Below are 5790 nucleotides of genomic sequence, written 5' to 3'. Positions count from 1 at the left end.
AGCGGAGTCCGCGCCACGACCCGGCGCGAACTCCGCTCGTTCCGTCAGTCGATCAGTTCTCGATCTCGGTGATCGAGCTCTTGGTCTGCGGACCTCGGTCGGTGGGCGGGATCTGGTCGTACGCCGCCGGATCCAGGTTCTCCACCTGCCCGCTGGCGATCGAGGACAGGATCCCGTCCAGTCCGATGTAGACGGTCCGGGTCAGCATTCCCCGGTGCTGCTCGCCGAGGTTCTGCGTCTGGCCGCGCACCTCGAACAGCACCGCGCCGCTGCCGTTGAGCTGGAACGCGCCCAAACCCGTGCCGGGCAGGTCGATGTCCTGCGGGTACAGCGTGATGTTGCCGAAGTCGGGGTTCTTCTTCGCCGCCTCCTGCAGCGCGTTGTAGGCCGCTACGTTGAGCTGCTTGGAGTACTCCGGCCGGAAGGTGTCGGCGAAGTCGGCGTGCGCCGCGCCTGCCGGGGTGCTCGGGTCGGCCACGAACTTGCCGGACAGGCTCATCGTCACGAAGCGGTCGGTGCCCGGAACCGTGTAGCAGGCGCCCTGGTGGTGCAGGTCGACGTAGGTGTCGACCGCGCCGAACTCGGCCTGCAGCGACTTGTAGACGTCGCGCACGGTCTGCGTCTCCGGGCTGAGGAACCAGCCCGGCTTCTCGCTGGCGCCGGGGAAGTCCTGCGGTTGCGGCTGGTAGTCCAGGTCCGGGTTGTAGTCGCGGTTGACGTCGAAACCGGGGCGCTGCGAGTAGTCGTCGCCCTGCCGCTGGCCGGTGTAGTAGTTCCACGGTGCTTCCGCGGTCGCCAGCTGCGGGAAGCGCGACTGCGCCTCCTCCCAGGTCATGTCGTTACCGCGCCGGTCAAGGGCGCCCGCGTCGGGGTTGATCTTCGGCATGGCCACCACGGTCAGCTGTTCGCGGATCTGCTCGGCGTGCGCGGAATCCGAGGTGCCGAGGTAGTCCAGCAGGTCCAGCGCCGCGTCCGGGCCGGTCTTCTCGTTGCCGTGGATCTCGGCGGTGATCAGCACGACCTTCGGGCCGGTGCCGACGCGAGCGGCCAGCACGTCGCGTCCCCGGTTGGACTCGCCGACCTTCTCCACCGCGACCCGGCCCGCGCTGACCCGTTCGATCCGGTCGAGCTCGACCAGCAGTTCGTCGTAGCTGGTGAACTCCGAGATCGGGTTCTCGCGCGGCTCCTCGCTGCACGGCGGTGGCGCGGCCGCCGTCGGTGGGGCGGTGGCCGTCGCGGGGATGAACGCCGACCCCGCGACCACGGCGGCCAGTGCCAGTACTCGCATCCGGTGCATGCAGGACTCCTTGCCGTTGCTGGAACGGATCACAGCCAAACCGATCGGACGAAAGGCGACAATCGGCCAGCAGTGGGCATCTCGGACGTCCGCGCAGGGAGTGGACAGGCTGGACAGGGGGAGCGGTCCGGGCCTATCAAAGACCAGTGCGAGTCTCGGTCGAACCACGTGAGCGGAACAGAACACCCCTGCAGCGCAGCTCGTTCCGGCTGCTGCTGGTAGCGACCGTCGGTGGTTTCGCCGGGTACATCCTGCTGATGCCGGTGCTGCCGCTGTGGGCGGTGGCCGGCGGTGCCGGTGAGGTCGCGGCGGGTGCGACCAACGCCGTGTTCATGCTCATCACCGTCATCACGCAGCTGTGCATGCCGTGGCTGCTCAAGCGCATCGACCACCGGATCGCCTTCGGCCTGGGCACGCTGTTCATCGGCCTGCCCACGCCGCTGTACGCGCTGTCCAGCGACATGTGGCTGCTGCTCGGGGTGTCGAGCGTGCGGGGCATCGGCTTCGGGCTGCTCACGGTGACCGGCGCCGCCCTGGTGGCCGAGCTCGTGCCGGTCGAGCAGCGCGGTCGGGCCGCCGGGCTGTACGGGCTGTCGGTCGGGCTGCCGAACGTCGCCTTCCTGCCGGTGGGGGTGTGGTTGACCCAGCAGATCGGTTTCGCCCCGCTGTTCTGGATCGCGGGTGCCCTGCCGGTCGCTGCCACGGCCGCGCTGTTCGGCATGTCCCGCGTGCGGTCGAGCGAACCGGCGGGCGGCTCGCGCACCACGACCTTCCCGCTCGCGCTGGTGCCGTCCTGGACGGTCATGACCACCGTGGCCATCGGCGCCGGCGGCATCGTCGCGTTCCTGCCGCTGGCCATCGACGAATCGCTGGCGCCGGCAGCGCTGATGGCCTTCGGTGCCGCCACGATGCTCGGCCGCTGGGGAGCGGGGCAGCTCGGCGACCGGCTGGGCCAGCGCCGCATCCTGGTCCCGTCGGTGCTGCTGTCCGGTCTCGGTGCCGCGCTGCTCGCGGTCGCCGCGTCGAACGCGGACCCGGTGGCGCTGGTCGGTGCGGCGGCGTTCGGCGGCGGGTTCGGCGCGGTGCAGAACACGACGCTGGTGATGATGTTCGACCGGACCGACTCCGGGGTGGCCAGCACCGCCTGGAACATCGCCTACGACGCGGGCCAGGGGCTAGGTTCGCTCGGTTTCGGCGTTCTGATCGTGTTGTCCGGATATCCGGTCACCTTCGTGATCATGGCCGTGCTGATCGGGCTCTGCACCCCGCTCGCCTTCGGACGCCGCCAGCGGTTGTGATTGAGCGCACATTCCCGGTGGTGCCGAAAGGAGTTCGCATCGGTGCCGTGCGCGGTGCGTGATGAAGCCGGAGGTTGCGGCGGGTCGCGAGCGCCTAGAATGCGAAGTGTGTTCCGCAGCCTCTTGACCCCGCGTTGGCTGCTTCTGCACGCCCTGTTCATCGCGGCCACCATCGGCACCGTCTTTCTGGCCGTGTGGCAGTGGGATCGCGCGCACGAAGCCGGCGGGAGCTTCCAGAACCTCGGCTACGCGCTGCAGTGGCCGCTGTTCGGCGCGTTCACGATCTTCCTGTGGATCCGCGTGATGCGCATGGACCTCGCCCGGGAGCGCGAGGAAGCCGATCCTGAAGTCGCTGCGGAGAAGCCCGCGGAGAAGCCCGAAGTGCGCCGGAAGCGGCCGCTCGTGCCGCCGCCGGCGCCGCGCGTCGAGGCCGACGAAGATCCGGAACTCGCCGAGTACAACAGGTACCTCGCCGAGCTGAACGAATCCGACTCCCGCGCTAGTTGAACGTGATGTTGCCGTTGAACTCGCGGGTCTGAACCAGGTTCTTGACCTGCCCGTGGTTGATGTTGACGACGCTGTCGTCGGCAGCCGAGACGTCGTTGTGCACCGCAGCGCCTTCCGACCGCAGCTCCTCGGCGAACTCCGCGTCCTCCGCGCACACCTGGTCCAGCCGCTCGGCGAGCGCCTTGATCTGCGGTCGGTCCGCGGTGTCCGCTTCGGCGGCTTCGAGTGCGGCCTTCGTCTCAGGATCGCGTTCCGACCTCCGCTTGAGGAGATCGCGGACCTTCACCAGCGCCGCTTTTCCGGCCGCGCCCAACGCGGTCGCCGCGTGACCGGCGAGTGCGGTGGCCAGCGAATCCAGGAAAGGATCGGTCATTTCTCCTCCACGCGATCGGCTCGGCTGGTCACCAAGTGTAGTGATCAGCGCCCTCGCGGTGGGCGTGATCCGGGCTGCTGGACCGTTCGGTGCATCGTCGCTCCAACCCGGCGGTGTGATATCAACGGAACTGGTTGGCCGTGGAGAGAACGAGGCGTCGTCCGGTGCTGCTGATGCGGCCGTCGACGGGATGTTCTCCGGCCGGTCGGTGAACCGGCGAGACGGATTCCAGGTGGGGGTTTCGACCTGCGGTCGGTGGTCGAGCCGGGTGGACACTTGATGATTGGGGCAGGCGTGCGCAGCGGCGTGCTGTTGAAGATGTTCGGGCTGTGCGTCCTGGCCGGCGTGCTGGTGGCGGCGTTGCTGCTGCCGATGGCGACCGGCGCCGGGGCGATGGTCAACCAGACCAGCGACGCCATGTCGAAGATGTCGGGTTCGCTGGCGCGGCAGGACATGCCGCAGGTCTCGACGGTCACCGACAAGGACGGCGCACCGATCGCCTACTTCTTCCGGGACTACCGCGTCGACACCCGTCCCGAGCAGATCTCCGAGTACATGAAGGCCGCGATCACCGCGGTCGAGGACAAGCGCTTCTGGGACCACGGCGGCGTCGACTGGCACGGCACGGTCCGCGCGCTGGCCAAGAACGTCAGCAGCGGTGAAGCCGCGCAGGGCGCGTCGACGATCACCCAGCAGTACGTGAAGAACTACCTCGTGCACGTGGTCGCCGGCTCCGACAACCCGGTCGAGGCCGAGAAGGCCAAGGAGACCACGATCGCGCGGAAGCTGCGCGAGGCCAAGATCGCCACCGAGCTCGAGCGCACCATGACCAAGGAGGAGATCCTCACCGGATACCTCAACGTGGTGCCCTTCGGCAACCAGACCTTCGGCGTCGGCGCCGCCTCGCAGACCTACTTCGGCACCACCCCGGACAAGCTGACCATCGCCCAGTCCGCGCTGCTGGCCGCGATCGTCAACGCGCCGGGATCGCTGAACCCCAACAGCAACCCGGAAGACGCGAAGCGGCGGCGCGACCTCGTCATCGACCTGATGACCGACCCGATGAACAACAAGTTCATCACCAAGGAAGACGCCGAGATCGCCAAGAACGAGCCGCTCAACACGCTGTCCCCGCTGGGCCGCCCGCCGAACGGCTGCGTCGGCGTCGGCGACGGCACCACCGACGGCTTCTTCTGCACCTACGTCACCGACTACCTCGACCGGATGGGCATCGACAGCAAGCAGCTGCAGACCGGCGGCTACACCATCCGCACCACGCTCGACCGCAAGTCCACCGAAGCGGCCAAGGCCGCCGCCGAGGCCCAGGTGCCGACCCAGACCGAAGGCATCGCCAACGCGATGGCGGTCGTCGAACCGGGCAAGGACAAGCACAAGGTGCGGGCGCTGGTCGCCAACCGCGACTACGGCAACGACGCCAGCAAGGGGCAGACCGCCTACGACATCGTGAGCCGGGTGCAGCCGTTCGGCGCGGGCTCGGTCTACAAGGTGTTCACCGCCGCGGCGGCGATCGAGCAGGGCATGAGCATCAACGAGGTGATCGACGTGCCCGCCTCGTACACCTCGCGCGTCTACAAGAACGGCACCGCGCCTTACACGGTCGGCAACGCCGACGGCGTGCAGCCGGGGCCGCGGACGCTGCAGATGGCGCTCGCGACCTCGCCGAACACCGCGTTCGTCGCGCTGTCCGAGCGGGCCGGGCTGAACAACGTCGTCGACATGGCCACCAGGCTCGGCCTGCGCACCGGCATGACCAGGGTCAACTCGTCCGGTCAGACGTTGAAGGAGGACGGTTCGAACGGGCCGTCCCAGGCCGATGCGGTCAAGAACGGCAACCGCGGCGCGTTCACCCTCGGCTACACGCCGACCAGCGTCCTGGAGCTGTCCAACGTCGGCGCGACGATCATGAGCGAAGGCGTGTACTGCCCGCCGACGCCGATCGAGGAGATCACCGACCGCAACGGCAACCCGGTCCAGCTCCCCGAGGCGCCGTGCGAGCAGGCGGTCTCCCCGCAGACGGCCGCGCAGCTGGCGCAGGGCATGAGCAAGGACGACACCGAGGGCACCTCCCGCGCGGCCGCCCAGGCCGTCGGCTGGTCCCGGCCGATGATCGGCAAGACCGGTACCACCCAGGAGCACAAGTCCGCGGCGTTCCTGGCCGCCACCCCGCAGATGTCGGGCGCGGTCCTGACCTACGCCGACGGCGCGCGACCCCAGGGCATCTGCGACAGCGGCGGCGACGCGCCGCCGACCCTGTGCGGCAAGAACGGCGGCAACATCTACGGCGGCAAGGTGCC

Annotated in this window: 5 protein-coding genes; 3 read left to right on the top strand and 2 right to left on the bottom strand. The window is 68.9% G+C overall.

Going from position 1 to position 5790, the window contains the following annotated elements; translation table 11 throughout:
* Positions 1-52: 52 nt before the first annotated feature.
* Entirely contained in the window at positions 53-1297 is a 1245-nt protein-coding gene (locus ABTZ89_RS34650; RefSeq protein WP_351052837.1) for a M14 family zinc carboxypeptidase, read from the bottom strand.
* Positions 1298-1443: 146 nt separating this feature from the next.
* On the opposite strand from ABTZ89_RS34650, the gene ABTZ89_RS34645 reads away from it, so the two are divergent.
* Positions 1444-2595, top strand: a complete 1152-nt coding sequence (locus ABTZ89_RS34645) for an MFS transporter (protein ID WP_351052834.1) — start codon at positions 1444-1446, stop codon at positions 2593-2595.
* A gap of 108 nt (positions 2596-2703) precedes the next feature.
* Complete coding sequence (locus ABTZ89_RS34640) at positions 2704-3102, top strand: hypothetical protein (protein WP_351052831.1); 399 nt, start codon at positions 2704-2706, stop codon at positions 3100-3102.
* On the opposite strand, the gene ABTZ89_RS34635 is transcribed toward ABTZ89_RS34640, so the two are convergent.
* Positions 3095-3475 (bottom strand): hypothetical protein, encoded by a 381-nt coding sequence (locus tag ABTZ89_RS34635; RefSeq protein WP_351052828.1) that lies wholly within the window; start codon positions 3473-3475, stop codon positions 3095-3097. The genes ABTZ89_RS34640 and ABTZ89_RS34635 overlap by 8 nt on opposite strands.
* Before the next feature lie 279 nt (positions 3476-3754).
* Here ABTZ89_RS34635 and ABTZ89_RS34630 point away from each other — a divergent pair.
* On the top strand, positions 3755-5790 hold a 2036-nt coding region (locus tag ABTZ89_RS34630), incomplete at its 3' end, for a transglycosylase domain-containing protein (protein ID WP_351052825.1).

Source organism: Saccharopolyspora sp. NPDC002686 (assembly GCF_040295745.1).
GTDB lineage: Bacteria > Actinomycetota > Actinomycetes > Mycobacteriales > Pseudonocardiaceae > Saccharopolyspora > Saccharopolyspora oryzae.
The sequence above is the reverse complement of the archived record's forward strand: the minus strand, read 5'-3'. Positions and strand labels throughout refer to the sequence as shown.